Raw genomic sequence first — 23,368 nt, 5'->3', positions numbered from 1 at the left:
GGTTGGATCACCTTGCAATGTGTGCTGCTTCGGGGTTGAATTAAGGTTAGAATACGCGACTTATATCCACACACGTCTACACGGAATCTTCGATGTTAAAAATTTTTAATACACTGACGCGCCAAAAAGAAGAATTTAAACCTATCCATGCCGGGGAAGTTGGCATGTACGTGTGTGGTATTACCGTTTATGACCTCTGTCACATCGGCCATGGCCGTACCTTCGTCTCATTCGATGTGGTCGCGCGCTACCTGCGTTTCCTGGGCTATAAGCTAAAGTACGTGCGCAATATCACCGATATCGACGACAAAATCATTAAGCGTGCTAATGAAAACGGCGAAAGCTTTGTTGCGCTGGTGGATCGCATGATTGCCGAGATGCACAAAGACTTCGACGCGCTGAATATCCTGCGCCCGGATATGGAGCCGCGGGCCACCCACCATATCGCGGAAATCATTGAGATTACCGAGCAGCTGATCGCCAAAGGCCACGCGTATGTCGCCGACAACGGCGACGTGATGTTCGATGTGCCGACCGACCCGAACTACGGTCAGCTGTCGCGTCAGGATCTCGATCAGCTGCAGGCCGGCGCGCGGGTTGATGTCGTTGACGTCAAGCATAACCCGATGGACTTTGTGCTGTGGAAGATGTCGAAAGAGGGCGAGCCAAGCTGGCCGTCGCCGTGGGGCGCGGGCCGTCCAGGCTGGCACATTGAGTGTTCAGCGATGAACTGCAAACAGCTGGGCAACCATTTTGATATTCACGGCGGCGGTTCGGATCTGATGTTCCCGCACCATGAAAACGAAATCGCCCAGTCCACCTGCGCCCACGACGGCGAGTACGTCAATTACTGGATGCACTCCGGGATGGTGATGGTTGACCGCGAGAAGATGTCAAAATCGCTGGGCAACTTCTTTACCGTGCGCGACGTGCTGAAGTTCTACGACGCGGAAACCATTCGCTACTTCCTGATGTCCGGCCACTATCGCAGCCAGCTGAACTACAGCGAAGAGAACTTAAAGCAGGCGCGTTCCGCGCTGGAGCGTCTGTATACCGCGCTGCGCGGAACCGACAAAACCGCAGAGCCGGCCGGCGGCGAGGCGTTTGAGGCGCGCTTTATCGAAGCGATGGACGACGATTTTAATACTCCGGAAGCCTATTCCGTGCTGTTCGATATGGCGCGTGAGGTTAACCGCCTGAAAACCGAAGATGCCGCCGCGGCCAACGCGATGGCGGCGCATATGCGCAAGCTCTCTTCGGTGCTGGGGCTGCTGGAACAGGAGCCGGATGCCTTCCTGCAGAGCGGCGCGCAGGCGGACGACGGGGAAGTGGCGGAAATTGAGTCGTTGATCCAGCAGCGTCTGGACGCGCGTAAAGCGAAAGACTGGGCGGCGGCGGATGCCGCGCGTGACCGTCTCAACGAGATGGGCATCGTGCTGGAAGATGGCCCGCAGGGCACCACCTGGCGCCGTAAGTAGTCTCATTCTCTCTTTTTAGCCGGGGCCATCCCCGGCATTTTTTTGCCCCGACTCAGGCTAAGAAACGAAGCGCGGTCCTGATTTCGCCTTCGTACGTTCCCGGCCAGCGGCTGCAGCGTTCGTCGGGGAGAAGAGGTATCAGGCGGAAGTGCAGGTTGCCGGAGGCAGCCAGGGGAGCGGCTGTGCTACACAGGACGTGATATCGGAAGATGGCGGCGCTGACTGAAGTGCAGAAAAACGAGAGATCATCTGTCGGGGTGGGGGGACAGGCGCCGGTTGCGGCGCCTGAACGTTTTACTCGGTAACGGTAACGCTCTGACCTTCAAAGCTCACCGTTTGACCGGCGACGATTTTGCAGCGCTTGCGGGTTTCCACCACGCCGTCAACGTTGACCAGGCCGTCGGCAATAGCGATTTTCGCCTGCGCGCCGCTTTCGCTCCAGCCTTCCAGCTTCAGCAGGTCGCACAGTTCAACGTGCGGGTGTTTGCCTAAAGAAAAATTCGCCATCTCAGGCCTCCTGAATGTCGTGATACTCTTCGCACGCCTGCAGCGTGTTCTGAATGAGGGTGGCTACGGTCATCGGGCCGACGCCGCCGGGAACCGGCGTGATGTACGACGCGCGCGCGGCGGCATCTTCATAGACCACATCGCCAACCACTTTGCCGCTTTCCAGGCGGTTAATCCCGACATCGATCACGATCGCGCCTTCTTTAATCCATTCGCCCGGAATAAAGCCCGGTTTACCGACAGCCACGATCAGCAGGTCGGCATTTTCGACGTGATGACGCAGGTTTTTGGTAAAACGGTGGGTGACGGTGGTGGTGCAGCCTGCCAGCAGCAGCTCCATGCTCATCGGGCGTCCGACAATATTGGAGGCGCCAATGACCACCGCGTTCAGGCCGTAGGTATCAATGTTGTAACGCTCAAGCAGCGTGACGATCCCACGCGGCGTGCACGGACGCAGACGCGGCGCGCGCTGGCACAGACGGCCCACGTTATACGGGTGGAAACCGTCAACGTCTTTGTCCGGCGAAATGCGCTCCAGCACTTTGACATTATCAATGCCGGCGGGCAGCGGCAGCTGGACCAGAATGCCGTCGATGGCGCTATCCGCATTCAGGGTGTCGATGAGTTCCAGCAGCTCCGCTTCGCTGGTGGTTTCCGGGAGATCGTACGAGCGGGAGACGAAGCCTACCTCTTCACACGCTTTGCGCTTGCTGCCGACATAAATCTGCGATGCCGGGTTGCTGCCGACCAGCACGACGGCTAACCCTGGAGCACGAAATCCGGCCGCAACGCGCGCCTTCACTTTTTCCGCAACCTCAGAGCGTACCTGCTGCGCAATCGTTTTACCGTCAATAATTTTTGCTGCCATCAGAGAGAGGATTCCATCTGTATCTTTACGAAAGGGGGATGGCGATATTTTGTCAGAAGCCAGCCCCGCTGTCAGTCTTCGTTTAAGATTTTATCTTTCTTAGGCGTTGCAGAGGCTGAAAAACGGGCCTGACCGCGCTGCGAATGGCGCAAAAAGGAGCCCGGGAGCCGAAGAAAGGTTAACGTGCAGAAACATAAGGTTGGATAAACTTTATACTGCTTTTGCGGCATAAGCCGCCAGCCTGCACAGGCAAGCGCAGTTTCGCGGCAAAATACATTGACTCATCAGGCGTGGACCGTATAATTCCGGCGATTGCACATCATGAAGCTCGCTTCTCAATGCGCCCTTAGCTCAGCTGGATAGAGCAACGGCCTTCTAAGCCGTAGGTCACAGGTTCGAACCCTGTAGGGCGTACCATTTTTTTGTTAAGAATCCTCTGCCAAATCCTCTTCCCTTACCTTTTACTCCCTGGAATGAGTCTTTTTCTATGACTGGCTTTATCGAAGCCTACGCAGGTGTAAACGAATCAGGGCGGCGCAGAAGACTTTTACGGGCTTATTTCATTCAGGCGAATAGGGGCGCCCTCAATCCACCAATAAAAGGAACGGCAGAGCCAAATGAGAGATAATACCAACTCATTAATGGTGGCGAATTGCATCGGTTGGTTACAGCAGTAGGTCTTTCGTTGATTGAGGGATGCGTAGTAATATAGGCAGATACAGTCTAAAATATTTGAGTTAGTATATTCGCCATTGAATCAAATAATATGCCGGGTCGGATGAAATATATGAAACTATGAGGATGCTATAGCATTCAATCATGGAACATGCCGCTAAGGACAGTATATGAATATAACTGAAGATAATCTCAATGAAACAATTGATTTGCTGAATGATTTAATTTGCGATGAAAATTTGTTAACACGCACGGAACGCCTTGATTTGGTCCGGGCTGTTGCCGCCATCGGGGCGATGAAAGCACGTGTTGCTATACTGTCTTCACAAAAATCTTCGTCGGTAAAAAAGAGTGGAGAAAAGAAAGAAAAGGTTATCGATCCACGGTTTCCAAACGCTGGCATACCCTGGAATGATAATGATGAGTCCATGCTACGGGAAGTATTAGAGCCTATTCCGGAGGAGGAGATAGGAGAGCATCTCTTCTGGCTGGCTGAAAAGCTTGGGCGCACTCCTTATAGCGTAGCTTGTAAGATAGCTCAGATAAAAAAATTACCTGCAGATTGGAAAGATAGCTTCCGTAAAATTTCCTATCGGATTCGCGATTCGAAAATGACGATTAGCGAATATATTCAAGCTAAAGGCCATGAATAGGCGCGGAATAAGATTCGAGCCCACATGGCTTTGAGGCACTTTTTAGTACAGGATCTGCGTGCAAGCTGCAGGCAGATCGACTGTATAACGATTTCTTGTGACGTTACCAAAAAATATTTTCAGAGATATTCGGCACTATTGAGAAAGATCAATATGCTGTTTCTTGCTGCCGCGTAATTTGAGTTGTCCTCTCTCACAAGAGCAATCATTATGGCCGTTAAACGACCCGTTACCGCCGTGTTAGTGTTGCTGTGCACTTTTATCGTCGGCGCTGCTGCTGCTAAAACACCGCAATTAACTGATGATCAAGTTAAGCAGCAAATTATTGAGGCTTCTATCGCTTCTTACCCCGGCGTTTGCGCTTGTCCGTTTAATCGGGCGAGAAACGGCAGTGCCTGCGGCAGGCGCAGTGCCTGGAGTAAAGCAGGAGGCTATGCGCCAGTTTGTTATAAGAAAGAAGTCACTCAAGAGATGATTAAACGCTGGCGTCAATCTCAACAAATATAAATATTTATCTCCGCTGGAAACTCAACGATAGTTTGCGCTGGAACCTGGTTTCAGAGAGTCCAGCAACACGCAGACTCTCTGGAAAAAGGGCAGAGGCACGCTCGTTTTCCTGGCCTCAGGCGCCGGTTTCATTTTTTATTCGCCTGTTAATGTATTCCACGGCCTGAGAGACATCCATAATCCCATTTATCGCGTTCGTCACGCCCTGGCCGATAATAATTTCTGCCTGGCGCAGGTTGAAGGGCTTACCCTGCGTACCCTGCGACTCTCTTATCCCGACCATGCCCTTTTCATTCAATAAATTAAACCATGGATAGAGGTTCAGGACGTTCTGATCGTGACAAACCCCTGACCAGGCGCAGTTTCCTCCGAGCAGAACCAGATGACGCGCAATTTCATCGGAATAAAGCCAGTTGAAGAACTGCTCAACCTGCTTTTTCTTTTTGCTGTAGCGGGACATCCCAATGGATCCCCCTCCCAACTGTGGAAGCTGTCCCGGGACTGAAGCATAGCCGATAGTGGGGGCGATAGGGCTATGCGCGACGTCGTTGAACAAATTGAGATACATGATCAACATGGCGAGGTTGCCGCGCTCAAACTGCTTAACGGCGTCACTCCACCATTCTCCTGAGAGATTCACGGCGACGGAGAGCTGTTGCAGGTATTGTTCAAGCGCCGTAGCGGCAAGCGAAGTCTCCAGTTGAACTGGTTCGCCTTCGCGAACCAGACGTCCGCCGAGCGCGTAGTAACGCAGCAGATATTCCGTGGCGATAAGCCCTGAGCTGCCTAAGGTCACCGCCGTGCCCATCGGGCGCAGCCTGTTATCCGGCTGATGCTGGCGACTGAAGAAAGCCGCTAACTCATCAAATTGCGCAAAGTTTTCGGGTAGGGTTAACTCTTTGCCTGTCGTTTCGTAGAACATCCGTTTTATCGTCGCATCTTCAAAGAGATCGCGTCGGTAAAACAGGAGCTGCATACTGGCATCAAAGGGGATGGCCCACGCGGTGCCATTCACCATGCTGAAGTGCTGTTGAATCTGGTCAGAAAAATGAGTCAGCAGCTGCGGCAGCGCAGGGGAAATCGACTCCAGCGGCAATAACGCTTTTTCTGCAAACCAGGGAAAACAGGCCATATCGATGCGCAGGAGATCGTAATAGGGATGCAGATGAAGATGGGAAAGAATTTCAAACACTTCATCATAAGGATAAACCGCAAGATTTACCTTGATACCGGTCTGACGATAAAAGTGAGGTAACAGTTTTTTCAGCGCATCGGTTGAGGGGCTGGGCAAAATTAACATATTCAGCGTCGCCTCAGTCTCAGGCGGCTGGACGGATTGGCCATCTAATGAAAATCCGCTATTTGTCAGAATTCGCTGCGTTACCTGTTTTTTAGGCTGGCGAATATGGGAAGCGATGGCGGTACCCAGGCGACCATAGTCCATCTGGTAGTTTGTGACGCCGTCGAAGGCTGCCGGAAGATTATCACTCAACTGCAGTATCTGCGGACAGGAGTGCGCGCTACCAAACCAGGCTGCCTGCGTCACGGCTCGCGTTTTATCACTATCCTGAGTGATGAAAATATCGGGGGGAACGCCGCGGAAAAAATCAAACGCTACGGTGTTAGACTCGCCCGCCTGCGAGGATAAAACGGTGAGCTTAGTCTGCGGACTTACTGTCCGGCAGGTCTCCTGTATCGCCTGAATAAAACATGCGCTATGAGCATATTCAAGTGGTTCGCAGAAGATACCGATATGGCCCGGCCGCTGCGCGAGCGCTCTTCTCGCAAGGTGTTCACCCGCAGTGACGTAATCGAGGCTGAAATAGTTGTCAGCTCCGGCAGGTTGCCGGTACGCAAAAAGGATCTGTTCCGCGGGCAGCTTAAGCATTTCATAATAAGGTTGGCTATTGCTCAGGCAGCTGACGGTAACAATGGTCTGGTAAGATTTTGCCGCCAGCGTTTGCAGAATCTCCAGCTCCAGGCTGGGCAGATCGTTGGTCAGGTAAAGATCCAGCGGTTCGCTTAATGATGGCTGACAGACCTGATGTAAGCCCCGGTAAAGCTGGTAATACTGCTCCGCATTAATGTCTGGCAGCAGTAGCGCCACTCCCTGGCTTTTACTGGCTCTTAACGATTGCGCCTGCGCATTTAACTGATAGCCCACTTCCTTAGCCGCTCGTTGAACCGCTTCAATCTTCTCAACGCTGACATTACCTCTGCCATTAAGTACGTTCGAGACGGTGCCGTGTGACACACCGGCTAGCTTTGCTATGTCTTTGATTGTCGGCATATTTTAATCCTTACCCTCATGCGTTGATGCTAGCACGGCCTACCTCTGAAAACTATCGTTGCCGGTGTTATTTGAACGTTACAAAATAAATTTGTGTGATTTATAGACATTAAAAATATTAATCTTTTCCGGCTTGAGATGAGTAACCATGTAGTAAAAATTACAATTTGTTGAAATTTAAGATAAATACAATAAGTTTTTGAAGGTGATCACTTCTGGGATAAAAGATCATTGTTCCTGTTAAACGGCAGAACCATAATTGACACGTTCCAATTACTTTTGATTACATTTCTGATGATAAAAACAGCAACCTGTTAGTGATAAGAGGAAATCATGAAGATCCATTTTCTGGGAACGGCAGCGTCTGAAGGGATACCTAACCCGTTTTGCCGCTGCGAGCACTGTCAGCAAGCCCGTATACGTAAGGGAAAAGACATTCGTACACACTCTTCCGCGATTATTGATGATGAACTGTTGATTGACGTCGCACCGGAATTTAGCCAGCAGCTGCTGCGCGACGGCATGGACGCAACTGAAATCAGGTCGCTTCTGTTTACCCATACTCATCCCGATCATTTCAACGTCGGCGATCTTTTCAGCCGAATGGAGGGTTACGGATTTGAGATTACCCATCCGCTGAATATCTTTGGGAACGATCGTGCGATTAACGGTGCGGCAGAGGTTTTGCCGGGCTATAGCGCAGAGCGCTTTGCCTTTCATTGCCTGGTGCCCTTCGTCACCGTAGAAACCCGTGGTTATCGGATAACTCCGCTGCTGGCTAACCATGCTAAATGGGAGCTTTGTTATACCTGGTTTATCGAAAAAGAGGGCCAGTCAATATTTTACGGTCATGACTCTGGCTGGTTTCCTGAGCTCACCTGGCAGTGGCTGGAAGGGAAAAAAATCGATCTGGCCGTTCTGGAGTGTACCTACGGCTTTAATGGAGAAAATCGTACCAATAACCATATGAGTCTGGAAACGGTGTTCGCTGCCAGAGACAGACTGGCGGAACTGGGCTGCCTGAAGAAAACAAGTCAGCTTGTCGTCTCGCATATTTCACACAGCGGCGGTCTTCTGCACGATGAGCTAGTAGCAGCATGCGATAAAGAGAACATTCTTGTTGCCTGGGACGGGCTTAACCTGAGCATTAACCAATAAAGGATATGCAATATGGACCTTAATAAAACACCACGCCTGTTAATTATGATGTTCATACAGTACTTTATGCAGGGTGCCTGGAATATGACCATGGGGCTGGTATTAAGTACCTATGGAATGGCGACCATAATCGGCTCATCCTATGCCTTGCTCGGATTAGCGACAATTATTTCACCGTTATTTATTGGTATGGTGGCCGATCGCTTCTTTGCATCACAAAAGGTCATGGCGATCCTGCACTTAATCAATGCTGGCGTTCTGCTGTTTGTTCCGCAATTTATTGAAGCACAAAATACCGGCATGACGCTGACCATGATTTTCCTCGTTGGTCTGCTGTTTTATCCGACAACTGCGCTGGCTAACAGTATCAGTTTTAGCCATATCAATGGGGTTAAATATTTCCCATTCATCCGCGTTTTTGGCACCTTCGGCTTTATGGCAATCGGCTTTATCATTGGTGAAATGGGATATTCCGGCAACACGGTTACCTGGTATATTGCGGCAGCTTCCGGCGTCGTCCTGGGCTTATATTGCTTCACATTGCCGAATACGCCGCCAAAAGCAAAAGGAAACGCTTTTGCGCTGCGCGATCTGTTATGTCTCGATGCTCTGGCACTCTTCAAAGATCGTAGCTTCAGCGTGCTGATGCTGAGTATCTTTGTCTTAATGATCCCCAAAACCGCATATTCCGCCTATATTCCGGTCTTTTTGAAAGCGCTGGGGTTCGATAATGCCGCATCAATGATGCAGATCGGGATTGCCTGCGAAGTGATTTTCATGTTCCTGCTGTCGTTCTTCTTACTAAAAGCCGGCTTTAAAATCACGCTGATGCTGGGGGCCGTTTGCTGGATCATCCGCACGCTATTGTTTGCTCATGCCTCGCTGGATGCCAACATGATGTTTGTGCTGATTGGCCTGATGTTACAGGGATTCTGCTGGGACTTTTTCTTTACCGTCGGCGATATTTATGTCGACCGCAAAGCCGCGCCAGAGATCAAAGCGCAGGCGCAAAGCTTGAGGTTTATCGTCTCCAACGGCGTCGGGCTGCTGTTTGCTTCTACCGTTTGCGGGCAGATTTTTAACAATACCGTGACAGAGCAAGGGCCGGAAGCATTACCGCAATGGGAAACATTCTGGTTAGTTTCAGCCGGTGTGGCCGCGGTAGTGAGCGTCTTCTTCCTGATTTTCTTCCGCGACGATCTGTCAAAACGCAAAACGGATCTCGCATTTAAGAAAGCGAATTCCTGATTGATAACGGATCTTTCATTAAGGTAATAATATGAATAATCTGGCCGCCACGATCGTCGATCACGGATGGTTTCCGTTATTGACCATCGTCAAAATCAGCATTGCGTTTATTCTGGGAGGCATCATTGGCCTGGAAAGAGAATCGAAAGGGAAACCTGTCGGATTCAAAACCTGCGTCATTTTGTCTGTCGCCAGCTGTGTGTTAACCATCGTTTCAATACAGTCGGCGGAATACTATGCTGAAATTTCGATGAACATTCGTAGCGATCCGATGCGCCTGGCGGCCCAGATTATCAGCGGCGTCGGTTTTCTGGGGGCGGGAGTGATTCTGCATCGACACGACGATGCTATTTCAGGCCTGACGACGGCGGCCATTGTCTGGGCATCTGCCGGGGTTGGAATTACCTGCGGCGCCGGTTTTTATTTTCATGCTTTTTTCGCCACGGGTTTGTTCTTATTGGCGATAAAATTAAGCCCGTTCATTATATTCCTGCAAACTAAAAATCAGTTCCCCGGAAAAGTGAAAGTACGGGTGGTTCTTGATGAACGAGGGGCCCTTGAAAAGCTGATAAGCCGTATTCATCAGCAAAAAAATATTATTGAGAATATTACGATTAGAGATCTTAAAAAGGGAAAGATTGAGGTTAATTTGAAAATGGTTATTCGCCAGAAAATGACCTTACCTGACTTATACCACGATCTGTCTCATGTTGATCATGTCTGCGCGCTCGCTCTTGAACACTAAGCTGGCGAGCACATTTGGGATGTAATGGAATTATATCGTCCGGGGAACGCTGAATACGCCGGTTATGACCTGCGTCTTTACTTTGGACCACTGAGCGACAGATATCTGTCGAGGCCAGAAGCGCTGATAAAACCCGGCGCCTTACGCCGCCGGGAACGCCATTACTTCATTGCCCCCTCAAGGATAAGTTTGTCCTTTTCTCCGCGGGTGATGCTCTGCTGATGCAGGCTGTCAGCGAGCGTCACGTCATTGACGGCGAAAAAAGCCCAGGCCTGCGGCGTATTGGCGAACGTCACCTCATCAAACTGACTGTCGTGCAGGAAGGAGATACTGGTCGCTTTGGTGTTACGGAAGCTGACGTTGGAAAAACGCAGATTCTGGTGATAGGCATCGCGAGAATAGGTCAGCCCAAATGACTCCGCCATTTCGGCTACCGTCATGCCGTCAATCAGGATGCTGTGCTTAGCCGAAGTACCATCGACGGTGACGTCCTGCACCTGAACGTCGCGGAACTGAGCGGGCTCGTCGGCAGGGGTCGTATCATTCACGTCGGCGCTGTATTTGATAGTAAAAACGAACGGCTCTTTGGCGATATCTTTCATCGCATTATGACGGAACAACACATTCCGCACCCCACCGCCATAGTAGGGGCGGCTTTTCATGCGCAGGCCGACATCGGTCATATACATGACGTTATCCTCGGCGCGGACGTTTTCGATCCACGCGCCGGTGTGGCTACCGGTCACCACGGCGCCGTGGCCTTTGCGGAAATAGTTATTAAAGATCCACGCCCCGCTTTGCGGCTGTTGATGAAAAGTTTCCGCGCCTTTACCAAACCCGGCGGCGAAATTGACGCAATCATCTCCGGTATCGAAGAAGTTGTTGAAGACCAGCGCATTCTGGCTATTGCCGAACTCGACGCCGTCGGCGTTATTGCCGTCAAAGGTCTGGTGGACCAGGCCATTCAGGGTGATATTTTTTGACTCCAGCGCCATTACCCCGTGGAACGCGGGGTTGCGGATTGTCAGCCCGGCAAGATAGAGGTTCTGCACACCGCGCAGGGTCATCAGGATGGAGCGGCGATTTTTATAGGCGCTATTGCTTTCGATGCCTTCCGCAATAGCCGCTTCGGTCTGATGCTTTGCCAGAATGCCGTCCGCGCTGACTTTTGCCGCACTGCTGGCCCGGTATTGCGGCAGCGCGTTCCCCATTTCGTCGATGATGGTGGCCTCGCCGCCGCTTTTGACGCCCCGGGTCCAGCCGTTGCCGTCAATCGTGCCTTGACCGACGATGCGAATATTGCGAAACGTTCCGGCCGGAGACTCGCCCTTATCGTCCGCTTCCAGCACGTTAATTAATGACGGCGGGCGGCGGGGCTGCGGATGATCGCTGTAGGGATAGAGGTAATAGCCTTTTTCCAGCGGATACTGGGCCGGATCGTCCGAACCCAGCAGGGTGGCGCCAGCGGCAATCTCCAGGGTCATATCGCTGTGCAGAAACAGCGCGCCGGTTTTGAATTCGCCGTCGGAAATCAGCACCTTACAGCCCTGAGGATAGTGCGCGACGGTGCAGCTATCGATCGCCTGCTGCAGCGCCTGGGTATTCAGCGTGGTGCCGTCACCCTTCGCGCCAAAGGTTCTGGCTTCGATGATGTGCGGCGTTTTGCTGGTCCGCGCTTTAATCACCGCGCTATCCGGCGACTCTTTGCCATTGGCGTAGACCGCACGTACCGTAAATGCGTATTCCGTATCCGGCTCCAGGTGGGTGACCGTAAAGGTACGCAAGTCGATTGGCTGCTGCCAGCCGTCGCTGGCGACCCGCTGATAGAAGTTATCAATATAGGGTTTGGCCGGTGAAAAATGGTTTTGATTTTCGCGCGCCAGACCCAGCCGCTCGCCCTGACGGTAAATCGCGTAGTCCACCACCTGCTGCGTCTCTGATTCCGGCTTTTCCCAAACCAGCACCAGGCTATTTTCATCGGCAGAAAGCGCGGGAACGAAGACATTCTGCGGCGCGGAGGCGGGCGCATCCTGCTGATTGTCGCGTGGGGCGCCGCTGTCATTACAGCCGCCCGCGAGGCCAGCCAGCGCGATAGCCAGCGCCAGCATACTGCGTGAAGGTCCAAAGGTATTGCGCATAAATTTCCCTTAATGTCATATCGCTTGTAAAAAAAACAAAATGCATATTCATTTAAAATAAAATGACATTTTATATTTATGGCAAAAAATAAACGCGAGTCAGTTCAATCTTTCAGCAGGTGAAAAATAAAGCGTTGTTGGATAAGAAAAGGCGGCCAGGGCGTTAACCTCCGGCCCGCTTTCTCTTTACGGCGCGGAATATTGAATACGATAGCCGTGCGAGGTCGGTACGATATGCGCAAATCCCGACCCGCCAAGGTGCATACCGGCAATCAGCAGGTTTTCGCTGACGGCCTGGGCGAGGATCGCTTCCCGCGTCGCTCTGGCCTGCGCGGGATCGCAATCAAAAGCAACGGCGGCGGCGGGTCGGGCGGTCTGAACATGCGGAAAATGGACGATGTCGCCCCAAATCAGCAGGCTTTGCGCCGCGGCGTCGATGCGAAACCCGCTATGGCCCGGCGTGTGCCCGGGTAGCCATAGCGGGCGGATACCCGCGACGGCCTCGCGCTCATCCAGAAAACCGAGGCTGCGGGAATAGGCGTCCAGGGCGCGGCGGGCGAGCGTGAAGTTGCGCTGCCCCCGCGCATTGGCCCGGTTTAGCATGGCGTCGTCCTGCCAGTACTCGGCTTCCAGAGGGTGCAGATAAAGACGGGCGTGGCGATAGCGCGGCGCGCCGTTGGCATCCAGCAGGCCGCCGATATGATCCGGGTGAGCGTGGGTCAGCAGGACAGTATCCACGTCGTCTGGCGCACTCCCCGCCGCTCGCAGACTGGTTTCCAGCACGCCGCCTCCCGTACCCGCGTCGACCAGAATCGTCCTTCCCCGACCGCGAATAAGATAGCCACTAATGTCGATATTGCCGGGGTCAATGACGCCCGCGCTACGCTGAATGTCTGCGGCATCGTCGATATTAATACCGGATAGCAGCGCCAGGCCAGCGGCCATGCTGCCGTCGCTGAGGGGCGTCACCTGAAAATCGCCAATCTGGCGGGAGAGAAAAGCGGGTTTGTGCATATCAACCTCTTAGCGTGATGGGGGCGGTATTTCAGTCGGGCTTTGCATCTGACCGGCCATGGGCTCATACATCGAGACGTTTTCCCGTCCCGCCAGCAGCATGGCTTCCCGGCGCGGCAGAACGTACGCCACGCGCTGCGGCGGGTTGTTATCCAGCCCGGCGGCCGAAAGGTTTGTCGGCGGATATCCCAGTTCCGACTCAACGACGTCCAGCGGCTCGGGGCTCAGCAGCAAAACATCCCCCTCAGCGACGGCAGGAAAGACGCCGCCGTAGCGATACAGGTTTCGCCGCCAGTCGCGAATATGCGCCTGCCAGCGGGAAAAGCTGCCGCCGCCTTTCTGGCGATACGCTTCACTGGCGAGCGTATCGCCATGCTCGATGGTATGAATAGCAAGATAGACCGGGCAGCCGGAGGAGAGCGCCCTGAAGCGCTGCGAGGCGCGGAATCCGCTGACGGACACCAGCGCAGGCAGCTTGTCCTCGCTGTAAAACCTGTTCCAGCCGGCTTCGCTTTGCGGGTCGGCGTAGCTGCACTCAACGATATATAACATGGGCTGCCCTCTGCATGATGGAATGATGTTATTGACGTTTGATCATGCTACGTTGGGCACTAAGCGCTATAAAACGATATTATTTCACCACTCAATGACATTTCGTCATTGATAAACCTTCAGCAGAGGCGGCGTTCGTGCGAAAAAAACTCCCCAGCAGTACCTCGCTGCAGGCCTTTGAGGCTGCCGCCAGGCACGGTAACTTTGCCCGCGCGGCGGAAGAGCTGTCGCTTACCGAAGGCGCGATCAGCCGGCAAATCGCCCGCCTGGAATCGCTGTTAAACTGTAAGCTGTTTGAGCGGACGGGGAGTCGGGTGCGGCTGAACCCCAACGGCGCGCGCTATGCGCACCATGTCCGCGAGACGCTGGAGCGTCTTGAGCGAGATACGCAGTATCTGATGGGGGCTGCGGACGGCAGCCGAAGCCTGGAAATCGCCGCGCCGCCGACCTTTGCCAGCCGCTGGCTCATTCCCCGACTGGGGGATTTTCAGCGCCGGAATCCGGATATCACGCTGAATATCGCGGTCAGAACCGACCCGTTTATCCTCACCGGCAGCGGTTTTGACGCGGCGGTTCATTTCGAGCATCCCGCATGGGCAGGAATGCGCTTGCGGTTTCTGTTTGAAGAGAGACTGGTGCCGGTATGCCACGCCGGGCTACTTACGGGAGAAGATCTCGCCAGCCAGCTGAACGCGCTGCCGCGTATTCATCGACGGCAGAATCCTGACGCCTGGCAGCGCTATGCTGAAGAGTGCGGGATCGCGCTGGATAATCCGGCGCGGGGCGTGCGCTACGATCTGCATGAGATGGCGATAGCCGCCGCGCTGGCCGGGCAGGGCGTTGCGCTGGTACCGCACGTGTACGTTGAAAAAGCGCTCGAAAACGGGACGCTGGCTGCGCCCTGGCCGCAGGCCCGCAGCCTGAGCAAGCGCTTTTGCCTGGTGAGGCCGCTGGAAAACGGCGTCAACGAATCGGCGCTACAGGCGTTTGAACAGTGGTTATTGGCGCAATAAGGCCCGGTCGCGGGCCGTAGACGCGTTAAGCGCAGCCTCAGGCGTGGGATAAAAGCGGGAACATCAGCTTATTCTCTTTGAAGATATTTTCTTTTTGTCCGTAGATAAACAGAATATCTTCGCCTTCGATTTTTTCATACTCGCCGGTCCGATTCTCTTTGGGGGTAAAGCCGAGAATAGCCTGGTACGTATTTTCATCGGCGAGCTCGTTAATAATGGCCGACAGGGAGCGTCCGCTGTCGCAGAAAATATCAAAACAGATCAGCGCCGGACCGTTTTGCATCGCAATCGCGATGGCCTGGTTTTTGTCGGAATAATAGACGAAGTGCTTCATAAAGGCGGAGCAGTAGAACATCAATAAACCGAAGTTATCCTGTACCCGCAGCTGTGAAAACGGATTCGATTTTTGATAGTACCGCTGTAATCGCGCAACCTCTTCCGGCTGGTCCATATCGAGCTTGCGGAAGTCGCCCGCTGCCGGTACCACCGGCATAATATATTGATGTTCGGCGGTGCGCTCGAAGCCAAATTTCGGATAAAAATCAACGGTTGTCGGGTTAGCAAACAGGAAAAAGGCGTCGGCCTTATCCTGCCAGTCCGTCAGAATCTCCCTGACGAGCTGCCCGGCCAGGCCCTTATCACGATGATCGATATCGGTCATCACGGTGCCGATTTGAATATAGCGGCGGGGTTCGCCCTGCCAGATCAGATCGATAATATTGGCGGAGGCGTTAGCAATCACTTTATTGTTGCTCACCAGGGCGTAGGGAATATAGGCGTCGGTCCAGTACCCTTTGCGGTACCACTCTTTAAAGGAGAGATCGAAGGTTTTAATCGCCAGGTCAATGAAGCTATTTCTTAACACGTCATTGTGCACAATTTGCTTATCTAATTTGTAGTTCATCGTCGACATTCCTTACGCTGCGGGTGAGGCACTGTTTTCGGCCATCTGTTCGGCGGTCCGATCTCTGTCGGGCGAGCTAAAAATAGCATATCCCCACGGATGGGCGACGATTGTCGCGCCTAAGCTTTGCTCAGGTCACACATTCGGGGAAAATAGGGCTAAAAATGGCGCGCTTTCGTCGCCCCAGGGAACATCGCCCTCAGGCAAAAGACGCCTTTAGCAAATGAAAGTTTGCCAGTCATCAAAAACGAAGAGGAATATATTGCGTTCATGGTCATGACCCCTATCATTAATAGGTAGGGTAAATGTGGTATCATCGCGCCTTTCCCTTTTCGTCCTGGGGCTCTTTTTTATGCAACAACCTGTTGTTCGCGTTGGAGAATGGCTGGTTACTCCCTCTGTTAACCAAATTAGCCGCAAGGGGCGTCAGCTAACTCTCGAACCGCGCTTAATCGATCTTCTGGTTTTCTTTGCCCGTCATCCCGGCGAAGTACTCAGTCGGGATGAGCTCATCGATAATGTCTGGACCCGCAACGTTGTCACCAGTCACGTCGTCACGCAAAGCGTTTCCGAGCTACGTAAGTCGCTGAAAGATGGCGACGATGGCAGCCTTGAATATATCGCTACCGTACCCAAACGCGGCTATAAGCTGACGGTGCCGGTGATCTGGTGTACCGAAGAGGGGGAGGAGCCGACGCCGGTTATTCCCGCAGAAACGCCGACGGTCGGGTTTGAGGCGCCGTTGACCTCCCCGCAGCCCGATGCGTCTGCGCCAGACAGCACACCGGTGGCGAAGCCGGAAAAACGCAAGCGGCTGAGCACGTTTATCGTCTGGGGTCTGTTCCTGCTGGCCCTCGCGAGCTGCGTGGCGCTGGTGGCCCTGTCAACCCTGCAGTCGCGCCCGCCGGTCACGAAAACCCGGCTGCTGCTTAACCCGCGTGATGTCGATATTCACCTGCTCAGCGGCAACACCTGCAACAACTGGTCATCGCAGCACTCCTATGCCATCGGTCTGGGGAGCCTGATTACCACCTCGCTGAACACCTTCTCCACCTTTATGGTGCACGACAAAACCAACTACAACATCAATGAGCCGAGCAGTTCCGGTAAAACCCTGACCATTGAGTTCGTCAACCAGCGGCACTATCGCGCACAGCAGTGCTTCATGTCGGTGAAGGTGGTGGATAACGCCGACGGCTCGACCATGATGGATAAGCGTTACTTTGTCACCAGCGACAATCAGCTTTCGATTCAGAACGACCTGCTGAGCAGCCTCTCTGAGGCGCTGAAGCAGCCGTGGCCGGCGCGGATGCAGGAGATGTTAAAGCAGTATCAGCCGTCGCAAAGTATCGCGCTTACCCATTTCTATCAGGCGCATCAGCTATTAATGAACGGAGACGTTGATTCGCTGGGCAAAGCCAGTAGCCTGCTTGCCGACGTGAATAAGCAGTCGCCGGACTTTACCTATGCGTGGGCGGAAAAGGCGCTGGTTGACGTATTGCGCCATTCTCAGCAGCCGCTGGATGAGAAACAGCTCGCCGATCTTTACAGCGAAATAACCCGGGTGGGTAATATGCCGGGGATTAAAGATATGGCAATATTTTATCAGATTAAAACGGTGGATATGCTGGGCAAAGGAAAAGTGGATGAAGCCTATGACGCGATTAATGCCGGGATTGATCTGGAAATGTCGTGGATGAATTACGTGCTGCTGGGCAAAGTCTACGAAATGAAAGGGCAGAACCGGGAAGCTGCCGATGCCTACCTGACGGCGTTTAATTTACGCCCGGGTGAGAATACATTTTACTGGATTGAAAACGCCGTATTCCAGACCTCCGTGACCCGCGTGGTTCCGTATCTCGATAACTTCCTCGCTTCAGAATAAGTAAACCCTCATCATGGTCATGGTTTTGGTCGTGGTGAGGTTAAAATTATGTTTCTCATGAGCCACAAGGTTGTTATTTTTTATAACCAATCTGGTCCCGCACGCAACACTTTTCCAACACGAAGTTGACCTTATAACCTTCTGAAAAATATCTGAATTTACCTTTTCCTGATATCAACATGTCATCCTGATATGTTGCGCGAAAAAGGTCAAAATATCATTTGTCTGATGTTTGCAGTTATTTCACTTTATCTTTAGGACTTATCTCGTACTAATCCGTAATCTTGTTGGCAGTTGGTCGGGTCAATAAAAGGTTCATCATCATGATCTGTACCTCCCAAATAAACTTAGGAGAAAAGCAAACATGAGTTCTGCCAAGAAGATCGGGCTATTTGCCTGTACCGGCGTAGTCGCCGGTAATATGATGGGGAGCGGTATTGCATTATTACCTGCAAACCTCGCTAGCATCGGTGGTATTGCCATCTGGGGTTGGGTAATTTCTATTATTGGCGCGATGTCTCTGGCTTATGTTTATGCCCGGCTGGCGACCAAGAATCCGCAGCAGGGTGGCCCAATTGCCTACGCCGGTGAAATATCCCCAGCGTTCGGTTTCCAGACCGGCGTGCTTTATTATCACGCCAACTGGATCGGTAACCTGGCAATCGGTATTACCGCCGTCTCTTATTTATCAACATTCTTCCCAATTTTAAATAACCCGGTGCCGGCAGGTATTGCCTGTATCGCCATCGTATGGATATTCACCTTCGTGAATATGCTCGGCGGGACCTGGGTGAGCCGCCTGACAACAATTGGCCTGGTACTGGTACTTATTCCGGTGGTCATGACCGCGGTGGTCGGCTGGCACTGGTTTGATGCCGCAACCTATCAGGCAAACTGGAACACCTCCAGCACCACTGACAGCCACGCGGTAATCAAAAGTATCCTGCTCTGCCTGTGGGCCTTTGTCGGGGTAGAATCTGCCGCCGTGAGTACCGGGATGGTGAAAAACCCGAAACGCACCGTGCCGCTGGCCACCATGCTGGGCACCGCGATGGCCGGTATCGTCTACATCGCCGCGACCCAGGTGATTGCGGGTATGTATCCTGCCTCTCAGATGGCCGCATCCGGTGCGCCGTTTGCAGTGAGCGCCTCCACCATTCTCGGCGGCTGGGCTGCGCCGATGGTTTCCGCCTTCACCGCCTTTGCCTGCCTGACTTCGCTGGGCTCGTGGATGATGCTGGTGGGTCAGGCCGGCGTACGTGCCGCCAATGACGGTAACTTCCCGAAAGTGTATGGCGAACTCGACAGCAACGGTATTCCGAAAAAAGGCCTGCTGCTGGCCGCGGTGAAAATGACCGCGCTGATGGTGCTGATTACCCTGATGAACTCTACCGGCGGCAAAGCGTCTGACCTGTTCGGTGAGCTGACCGGTATCGCGGTACTGCTGACCATGCTGCCTTACTTCTACTCCTGCGTTGACCTGATTCGCTTCGAAGGCATCAATGTACGCAACTTCGTCAGCCTGATTTGCTCCGTACTCGGCTGCGCGTTCTGCTTCATCGCCCTGATGGGGGCAAGCTCCTTCGAACTGGCCGGTACCTTTATCGTCAGCCTGATTATCCTGATGTTCTACGGTCGCAAAATGCACCAGCGTCAGAACAACGACAGCTCCGCTGATAGCAGCACCGCCAGCGCGCATTAATCAGCAACCCTATTCCTGAGGCTCCTTCCATCACCTGTCACGACGTGGCGGGAGGGGCTTTCTTTATCTGGAGATTTGACTATGAACGTTATCGCAATCATGAATCACATGGGTGTCTACTTCAAAGAAGAACCCATCCGTGAACTGCATCGCGCCCTCGAACGCCTGGACTTCCGTATTGTCTACCCGAACGACCGTGAAGACTTATTAAAACTTATCGAAAACAATGCGCGTCTGTGCGGCGTGATCTTCGACTGGGATAAATACAATCTCGAACTGTGCGAAGACATCAGCAAAATGAACGAATACATGCCGCTGTACGCCTTTGCGAACACTTACTCAACGCTGGACGTGAGCCTCAACGATCTGCGGATGCAGGTTCGCTTCTTCGAATATGCGCTGGGCGCAGCGGAAGATATTGCCAACAAAATCAAACAGAATACCGACGAGTATATCGACACCATTCTGCCGCCGCTGACCAAAGCGCTGTTTAAATACGTGCGTGAAGGCAAATACACCTTCTGTACCCCAGGCCATATGGGCGGTACCGCGTTCCAGAAAAGCCCGGTCGGCAGCATCTTCTACGATTTCTTTGGTTCCAATACCATGAAATCCGATATCTCGATTTCGGTTTCTGAACTCGGTTCTCTGCTGGACCACAGCGGCCCGCACAAAGAAGCGGAAGAGTACATCGCCCGCGTCTTCAACGCGGAACGCAGCTACATGGTGACCAACGGGACCTCTACCGCCAACAAAATTGTCGGCATGTATTCCGCCCCGGCCGGTAGCACCGTGCTGATTGACCGTAACTGCCATAAATCGCTGACCCATCTGATGATGATGAGCGACATTACGCCAATCTACTTCCGCCCGACCCGCAACGCCTACGGTATCCTCGGCGGTATCCCGCAGAGCGAATTCCAGCATGCGACCATCGCGAAGCGCGTGAAAGAAACCCCGAACGCGACCTGGCCGGTGCACGCGGTTATCACCAACTCCACCTATGACGGTCTGCTGTACAACACGGACTACATCAAGAAAACCCTGGATGTGAAATCCATCCACTTTGACTCCGCGTGGGTGCCTTACACCAACTTCTCGCCGATTTATGAAGGCAAATGCGGGATGAGCGGCGGCCGCGTCGAAGGGAAAGTGATTTACGAAACCCAGTCCACGCACAAACTGCTGGCGGCGTTCTCTCAGGCCTCGATGATTCACGTTAAAGGCGACGTGAACGAAGAAACCTTTAACGAAGCCTACATGATGCACACCACCACTTCTCCGCACTACGGCGTGGTGGCCTCGACGGAAACCGCGGCGGCGATGATGAAAGGCAACGCCGGTAAGCGCCTGATTGACGGCTCTATCGAACGTTCAATCAAGTTCCGTAAAGAGATCAAACGTCTGAAAGGCGAGTCCGACGGCTGGTTCTTCGACGTCTGGCAGCCGGAACATATCGATGGCGCTGAATGCTGGCCGCTGCGCTCCGACAGCGCGTGGCACGGTTTCAAAAACATCGATAACGAGCACATGTATCTCGACCCGATTAAAGTCACGCTGCTGACTCCGGGGATGAAGAAAGACGGCACCATGGATGAGTTCGGTATTCCGGCGAGCATCGTGGCGAAGTATCTCGACGAGCACGGTATCGTGGTCGAAAAAACCGGTCCGTACAACCTGCTGTTCCTGTTCAGTATCGGTATCGACAAAACCAAAGCGCTGAGCCTGCTGCGTGCGCTGACCGATTTCAAACGCGCGTTCGACCTGAACCTGCGGGTGAAAAACATGCTGCCGTCGCTGTATCGTGAAGATCCGGAATTCTACGAAAACATGCGCGTTCAGGAACTGGCGCAGAACATTCATAAACTGATTGAGCACCACAACCTGCCGGATCTGATGTTCCGCGCGTTCGAAGTGCTGCCGACCATGATGATCACGCCGTACGCCGCGTTCCAGAAAGAGCTGCACGGTCAGACCGAAGAGGTGTATCTCGAAGAGATGGTGGGCCGCGTCAACGCCAATATGATCCTGCCGTATCCTCCGGGAGTGCCGCTGGTCATGCCGGGTGAAATGATCACCGAAGAGAGCCGTCCGGTGCTGGAGTTCCTGCAGATGCTGTGCGAAATCGGCGCCCACTATCCGGGCTTCGAAACCGATATCCACGGCGCCTATCGTCAGGCGGATGGTCGTTACACCGTTAAAGTGCTGAAAGAAGAAAATAACAAATAATCGATGCACAACAGGGAAGTGGCTTGCCACTTCCCTTTTTCACGCTGCAAGGAGAACACATGAAAACACCCTCACAGCCGCGCGCGATTTATTACATCGTTGCGATCCAAATCTGGGAATATTTCAGCTTTTACGGCATGCGTGCCTTACTCATCCTCTACCTCACCCATCAGCTCGGCTTTGATGACAGCCACGCTATCAGCCTGTTCAGCGCTTACGCTTCCCTCGTGTACGTCACTCCTATTCTCGGCGGCTGGCTTGCCGACCGCCTGCTCGGCAACCGCACGGCGGTGATTGCCGGCGCGCTGTTAATGACGCTTGGCCACGTGGTGCTGGGCGTGGAATCCGATTCCACCTGGAGCCTGTACCTCGCGCTGGCGATCATTATCTGCGGCTACGGCCTGTTCAAATCCAACATCAGCTGCCTGCTGGGCGAGCTCTACGCCGTTGACGACCCTCGCCGCGACGGCGGTTTTTCGCTGCTGTACGCCGCCGGTAACGTCGGCTCCATCGCCGCGCCTATCGCCTGTGGGCTGGCGGCGCAGTGGTACGGCTGGCATATCGGCTTTGCGCTGGCGGGAATCGGCATGTTTGTCGGCCTGATGATTTTCCTCAGCGGTAGCCGCTACTTCCGCCACGCGCGCGGCGTCGATAAACAGGCGCTGCGGGCGGTAAAGTTTGTGCTGCCGACCTGGGGCTGGCTGGTGGCGATGCTCTGCGTTGCGCCGGTGTTTTTCACGCTGCTGCTGGAGAATAACTGGTCCGGCTATCTGCTGGCGATCGTGTGCGTGTTCGCCGCCCAGATGGTGGCGCGCATTATGGTCAAATCGCCGGAGCATCGCCGCGCGCTGTGGCAGATCGTTCTGCTGATGCTGACCGGGACTCTGTTCTGGGTTCTGGCGCAGCAGGGCGGGAGTTCGATCAGCCTGTTCATCGACCACTTTGTTAACCGTCGTCTGCTGAATATTGAGGTGCCGACCGCGCTGTTCCAGTCGGTTAACGCCGTGGCGGTGATGGCGGCTGGCGTCGTGCTGGCGTGGCTGATGCGGCCGGAAGGCGCGACCCGCTCGGCGCTGCGCGTGTGGCTGAAGTTCGCCTTTGGCCTGGTGCTGATGGGCTGCGGCTTTATGCTGCTGGCGCTTAACGCGCGCCACGGCGCGGCGGAAGGGCAGGCATCAATGGGCATGATGGTGGCCGGCCTGGCGCTGATGGGCTTTGCCGAACTGTTTATCGACCCGGTAGCGATGGCGCAGATCACCCGCCTCAATATGCCCGGCGTCACCGGGGTGCTGACCGGGATTTATATGCTGGCGACCGGCGCGGTAGCCAACTGGCTGGCGGGAGTGGTGGCGCAGCAGACCACCGAGTCGCAGATCAGCGATACGGCGATTGCCGCGTATCAGCACTTCTTTGCCCAGATGGGCGAATGGACGCTGGGCTGCGTGGCGGTGATTGTCGTCGTCGCCTTCGCCGCCGCGTTTAGCGTCGGCAAACGTCGCGCGGCCGCCGGTGAACTTCCCGGCGGCGGCGCCTAGCCCCGTCTGGCGACAGGTCCGGCTTACCGGGGCTACAAAATCGTGCTGCCTGGTAGCCCGGCTAAGGCGTTTACGCCGCGAGCCGGGGATCGGTAACCCCAACAGTGGAGCGGCAAGCCGCTCCTTGCACCGTTTACTGAACAGGAGGAGGATATTCTGGCAGGCGCGGAAGCCGAAGATAAAAAACTGTTACTGAAGCGATGGCTGAGCGAAATCAGCCGGAATTGAAGCCAGGCTCCTTAAGATTGTTCTTTGGCGTCGACGCCG

At 53.8% G+C, this 23,368-nt stretch carries 18 protein-coding genes and 1 tRNA gene; 12 read left to right on the top strand and 7 right to left on the bottom strand.

Annotation, left to right across the window (positions count from 1 at the left end; translation table 11 throughout):
• The first annotated feature begins 92 nt into the window (after nt 1-92).
• Complete coding sequence (gene cysS, locus ABLU67_RS09900; protein ID WP_004848430.1) at nt 93-1,478, top strand: cysteine--tRNA ligase; 1,386 nt, start codon at nt 93-95, stop codon at nt 1,476-1,478.
• Between the two features lie 294 nt (nt 1,479-1,772).
• On the opposite strand, the gene ybcJ is transcribed toward cysS, so the two are convergent.
• Both ybcJ and folD read right to left on the bottom strand, forming a co-directional pair.
• Complete coding sequence (gene ybcJ, locus ABLU67_RS09895; protein WP_025107125.1) at nt 1,773-1,985, bottom strand: ribosome-associated protein YbcJ; 213 nt, start codon at nt 1,983-1,985, stop codon at nt 1,773-1,775.
• A 1-nt stretch (nt 1,986) separates the two neighbouring features.
• A complete protein-coding gene (folD, locus tag ABLU67_RS09890; protein ID WP_004099791.1) occupies nt 1,987-2,853 on the bottom strand; it encodes a bifunctional methylenetetrahydrofolate dehydrogenase/methenyltetrahydrofolate cyclohydrolase FolD in 867 nt (288 codons plus the stop codon).
• 340 nt (nt 2,854-3,193) lie between these two features.
• Here folD and ABLU67_RS09885 point away from each other — a divergent pair.
• From ABLU67_RS09885 to ABLU67_RS09875, 3 genes are all read left to right on the top strand, one after another.
• A tRNA-Arg gene (locus ABLU67_RS09885) sits at nt 3,194-3,270 on the top strand.
• 428 nt (nt 3,271-3,698) lie between these two features.
• Nucleotides 3,699-4,181 carry a DNA-binding protein gene (locus ABLU67_RS09880; protein ID WP_224266308.1) on the top strand — a complete coding sequence of 161 codons (483 nt, stop codon included), beginning with the start codon at nt 3,699-3,701 and terminating at the stop codon, nt 4,179-4,181.
• Between the two features lie 210 nt (nt 4,182-4,391).
• Nucleotides 4,392-4,688, top strand: coding sequence for a hypothetical protein (locus tag ABLU67_RS09875; RefSeq protein ID WP_071846135.1), 297 nt, complete (start codon nt 4,392-4,394; stop codon nt 4,686-4,688).
• 115 nt (nt 4,689-4,803) lie between these two features.
• On the opposite strand, the gene ABLU67_RS09870 is transcribed toward ABLU67_RS09875, so the two are convergent.
• Entirely contained in the window at nt 4,804-6,978 is a 2,175-nt protein-coding gene (locus ABLU67_RS09870; protein ID WP_064378358.1) for an extracellular solute-binding protein, read from the bottom strand.
• Nucleotides 6,979-7,311: 333 nt separating this feature from the next.
• Between ABLU67_RS09870 and ABLU67_RS09865 the strand changes: the two genes are divergently transcribed.
• From ABLU67_RS09865 to ABLU67_RS09855, 3 genes are read left to right on the top strand one after another with little or no spacing between them, the layout of a single operon-like run.
• Complete coding sequence (locus tag ABLU67_RS09865) at nt 7,312-8,136, top strand: MBL fold metallo-hydrolase (protein ID WP_032748501.1); 825 nt, start codon at nt 7,312-7,314, stop codon at nt 8,134-8,136.
• Between the two features lie 12 nt (nt 8,137-8,148).
• The gene (locus ABLU67_RS09860; protein WP_064378357.1) at nt 8,149-9,384 is read left to right on the top strand and encodes an MFS transporter; all 1,236 of its coding nucleotides are present in this window, start codon (nt 8,149-8,151) and stop codon (nt 9,382-9,384) included.
• A gap of 31 nt (nt 9,385-9,415) precedes the next feature.
• Complete coding sequence (locus ABLU67_RS09855; protein ID WP_025107119.1) at nt 9,416-10,129, top strand: MgtC/SapB family protein; 714 nt, start codon at nt 9,416-9,418, stop codon at nt 10,127-10,129.
• A 161-nt stretch (nt 10,130-10,290) separates the two neighbouring features.
• Here the strand turns inward: ABLU67_RS09855 and ABLU67_RS09850 are convergent, their stop codons facing one another.
• The 3 genes from ABLU67_RS09850 to ABLU67_RS09840 all read right to left on the bottom strand — a co-directional run bounded on the left by ABLU67_RS09850 (nt 10,291) and on the right by ABLU67_RS09840 (nt 13,833).
• Nucleotides 10,291-12,267, bottom strand: a complete 1,977-nt coding sequence (locus tag ABLU67_RS09850; RefSeq protein WP_348852281.1) for a glycoside hydrolase family 28 protein — start codon at nt 12,265-12,267, stop codon at nt 10,291-10,293.
• A gap of 186 nt (nt 12,268-12,453) precedes the next feature.
• Nucleotides 12,454-13,281 (bottom strand): MBL fold metallo-hydrolase, encoded by an 828-nt coding sequence (locus tag ABLU67_RS09845; protein WP_348852280.1) that lies wholly within the window; start codon nt 13,279-13,281, stop codon nt 12,454-12,456.
• 9 nt (nt 13,282-13,290) lie between these two features.
• On the bottom strand, nt 13,291-13,833 hold the full coding sequence (locus ABLU67_RS09840) for a sugar ABC transporter (protein WP_102803083.1): 543 nt from the start codon (nt 13,831-13,833) through the stop codon (nt 13,291-13,293).
• 137 nt (nt 13,834-13,970) lie between these two features.
• On the opposite strand from ABLU67_RS09840, the gene ABLU67_RS09835 reads away from it, so the two are divergent.
• Entirely contained in the window at nt 13,971-14,846 is an 876-nt protein-coding gene (locus tag ABLU67_RS09835) for a LysR substrate-binding domain-containing protein (protein WP_025107115.1), read from the top strand.
• A gap of 37 nt (nt 14,847-14,883) precedes the next feature.
• Here ABLU67_RS09835 and ABLU67_RS09830 read toward each other — a convergent pair whose 3' ends face one another.
• Complete coding sequence (locus ABLU67_RS09830) at nt 14,884-15,750, bottom strand: GNAT family N-acetyltransferase (protein WP_025107114.1); 867 nt, start codon at nt 15,748-15,750, stop codon at nt 14,884-14,886.
• 352 nt (nt 15,751-16,102) lie between these two features.
• Here ABLU67_RS09830 and cadC point away from each other — a divergent pair, with 352 nt between their 5' ends.
• From cadC to dtpD, 4 genes are all read left to right on the top strand, one after another.
• Nucleotides 16,103-17,635, top strand: a complete 1,533-nt coding sequence (gene cadC / locus ABLU67_RS09825; RefSeq protein WP_064358039.1) for a lysine decarboxylation/transport transcriptional activator CadC — start codon at nt 16,103-16,105, stop codon at nt 17,633-17,635.
• Nucleotides 17,636-17,999: 364 nt separating this feature from the next.
• Entirely contained in the window at nt 18,000-19,337 is a 1,338-nt protein-coding gene (gene cadB / locus ABLU67_RS09820; RefSeq protein WP_348852279.1) for a cadaverine/lysine antiporter, read from the top strand.
• An 81-nt stretch (nt 19,338-19,418) separates the two neighbouring features.
• A complete protein-coding gene (cadA, locus tag ABLU67_RS09815) occupies nt 19,419-21,566 on the top strand; it encodes a lysine decarboxylase CadA (RefSeq protein WP_004848492.1) in 2,148 nt (715 codons plus the stop codon).
• Nucleotides 21,567-21,625: 59 nt separating this feature from the next.
• Entirely contained in the window at nt 21,626-23,101 is a 1,476-nt protein-coding gene (gene dtpD / locus ABLU67_RS09810; RefSeq protein ID WP_348852278.1) for a dipeptide permease DtpD, read from the top strand.
• The last annotated feature ends 267 nt before the right edge of the window (nt 23,102-23,368 follow it).

The organism is Klebsiella sp. GN_Kp190 (genome assembly GCF_040061795.1).
Classification (GTDB): domain Bacteria; phylum Pseudomonadota; class Gammaproteobacteria; order Enterobacterales; family Enterobacteriaceae; genus Klebsiella; species Klebsiella michiganensis.
The sequence above is the reverse complement of the archived record's forward strand: the minus strand, read 5'-3'. Positions and strand labels throughout refer to the sequence as shown.

Bases quoted from the DNA above. Each gene is read 5' to 3' on its own strand.
- cysS (WP_004848430.1), top strand. From the start codon at position 93: ATGTTAAAAATTTTTAATACACTGACGCGCCAAAAAGAAGAATTTAAA.
- ybcJ (WP_025107125.1), bottom strand. From the start codon at position 1,985: ATGGCGAATTTTTCTTTAGGCAAACACCCGCACGTTGAACTGTGCGAC.
- folD (WP_004099791.1), bottom strand. From the start codon at position 2,853: ATGGCAGCAAAAATTATTGACGGTAAAACGATTGCGCAGCAGGTACGC.
- ABLU67_RS09880 (WP_224266308.1), top strand. From the start codon at position 3,699: ATGAATATAACTGAAGATAATCTCAATGAAACAATTGATTTGCTGAAT.
- ABLU67_RS09875 (WP_071846135.1), top strand. From the start codon at position 4,392: ATGGCCGTTAAACGACCCGTTACCGCCGTGTTAGTGTTGCTGTGCACT.
- ABLU67_RS09870 (WP_064378358.1), bottom strand. From the start codon at position 6,978: ATGCCGACAATCAAAGACATAGCAAAGCTAGCCGGTGTGTCACACGGC.
- ABLU67_RS09865 (WP_032748501.1), top strand. From the start codon at position 7,312: ATGAAGATCCATTTTCTGGGAACGGCAGCGTCTGAAGGGATACCTAAC.
- ABLU67_RS09860 (WP_064378357.1), top strand. From the start codon at position 8,149: ATGGACCTTAATAAAACACCACGCCTGTTAATTATGATGTTCATACAG.
- ABLU67_RS09855 (WP_025107119.1), top strand. From the start codon at position 9,416: ATGAATAATCTGGCCGCCACGATCGTCGATCACGGATGGTTTCCGTTA.
- ABLU67_RS09850 (WP_348852281.1), bottom strand. From the start codon at position 12,267: ATGCGCAATACCTTTGGACCTTCACGCAGTATGCTGGCGCTGGCTATC.
- ABLU67_RS09845 (WP_348852280.1), bottom strand. From the start codon at position 13,281: ATGCACAAACCCGCTTTTCTCTCCCGCCAGATTGGCGATTTTCAGGTG.
- ABLU67_RS09840 (WP_102803083.1), bottom strand. From the start codon at position 13,833: ATGTTATATATCGTTGAGTGCAGCTACGCCGACCCGCAAAGCGAAGCC.
- ABLU67_RS09830 (WP_025107114.1), bottom strand. From the start codon at position 15,750: ATGAACTACAAATTAGATAAGCAAATTGTGCACAATGACGTGTTAAGA.
- cadC (WP_064358039.1), top strand. From the start codon at position 16,103: ATGCAACAACCTGTTGTTCGCGTTGGAGAATGGCTGGTTACTCCCTCT.
- cadB (WP_348852279.1), top strand. From the start codon at position 18,000: ATGAGTTCTGCCAAGAAGATCGGGCTATTTGCCTGTACCGGCGTAGTC.
- cadA (WP_004848492.1), top strand. From the start codon at position 19,419: ATGAACGTTATCGCAATCATGAATCACATGGGTGTCTACTTCAAAGAA.
- dtpD (WP_348852278.1), top strand. From the start codon at position 21,626: ATGAAAACACCCTCACAGCCGCGCGCGATTTATTACATCGTTGCGATC.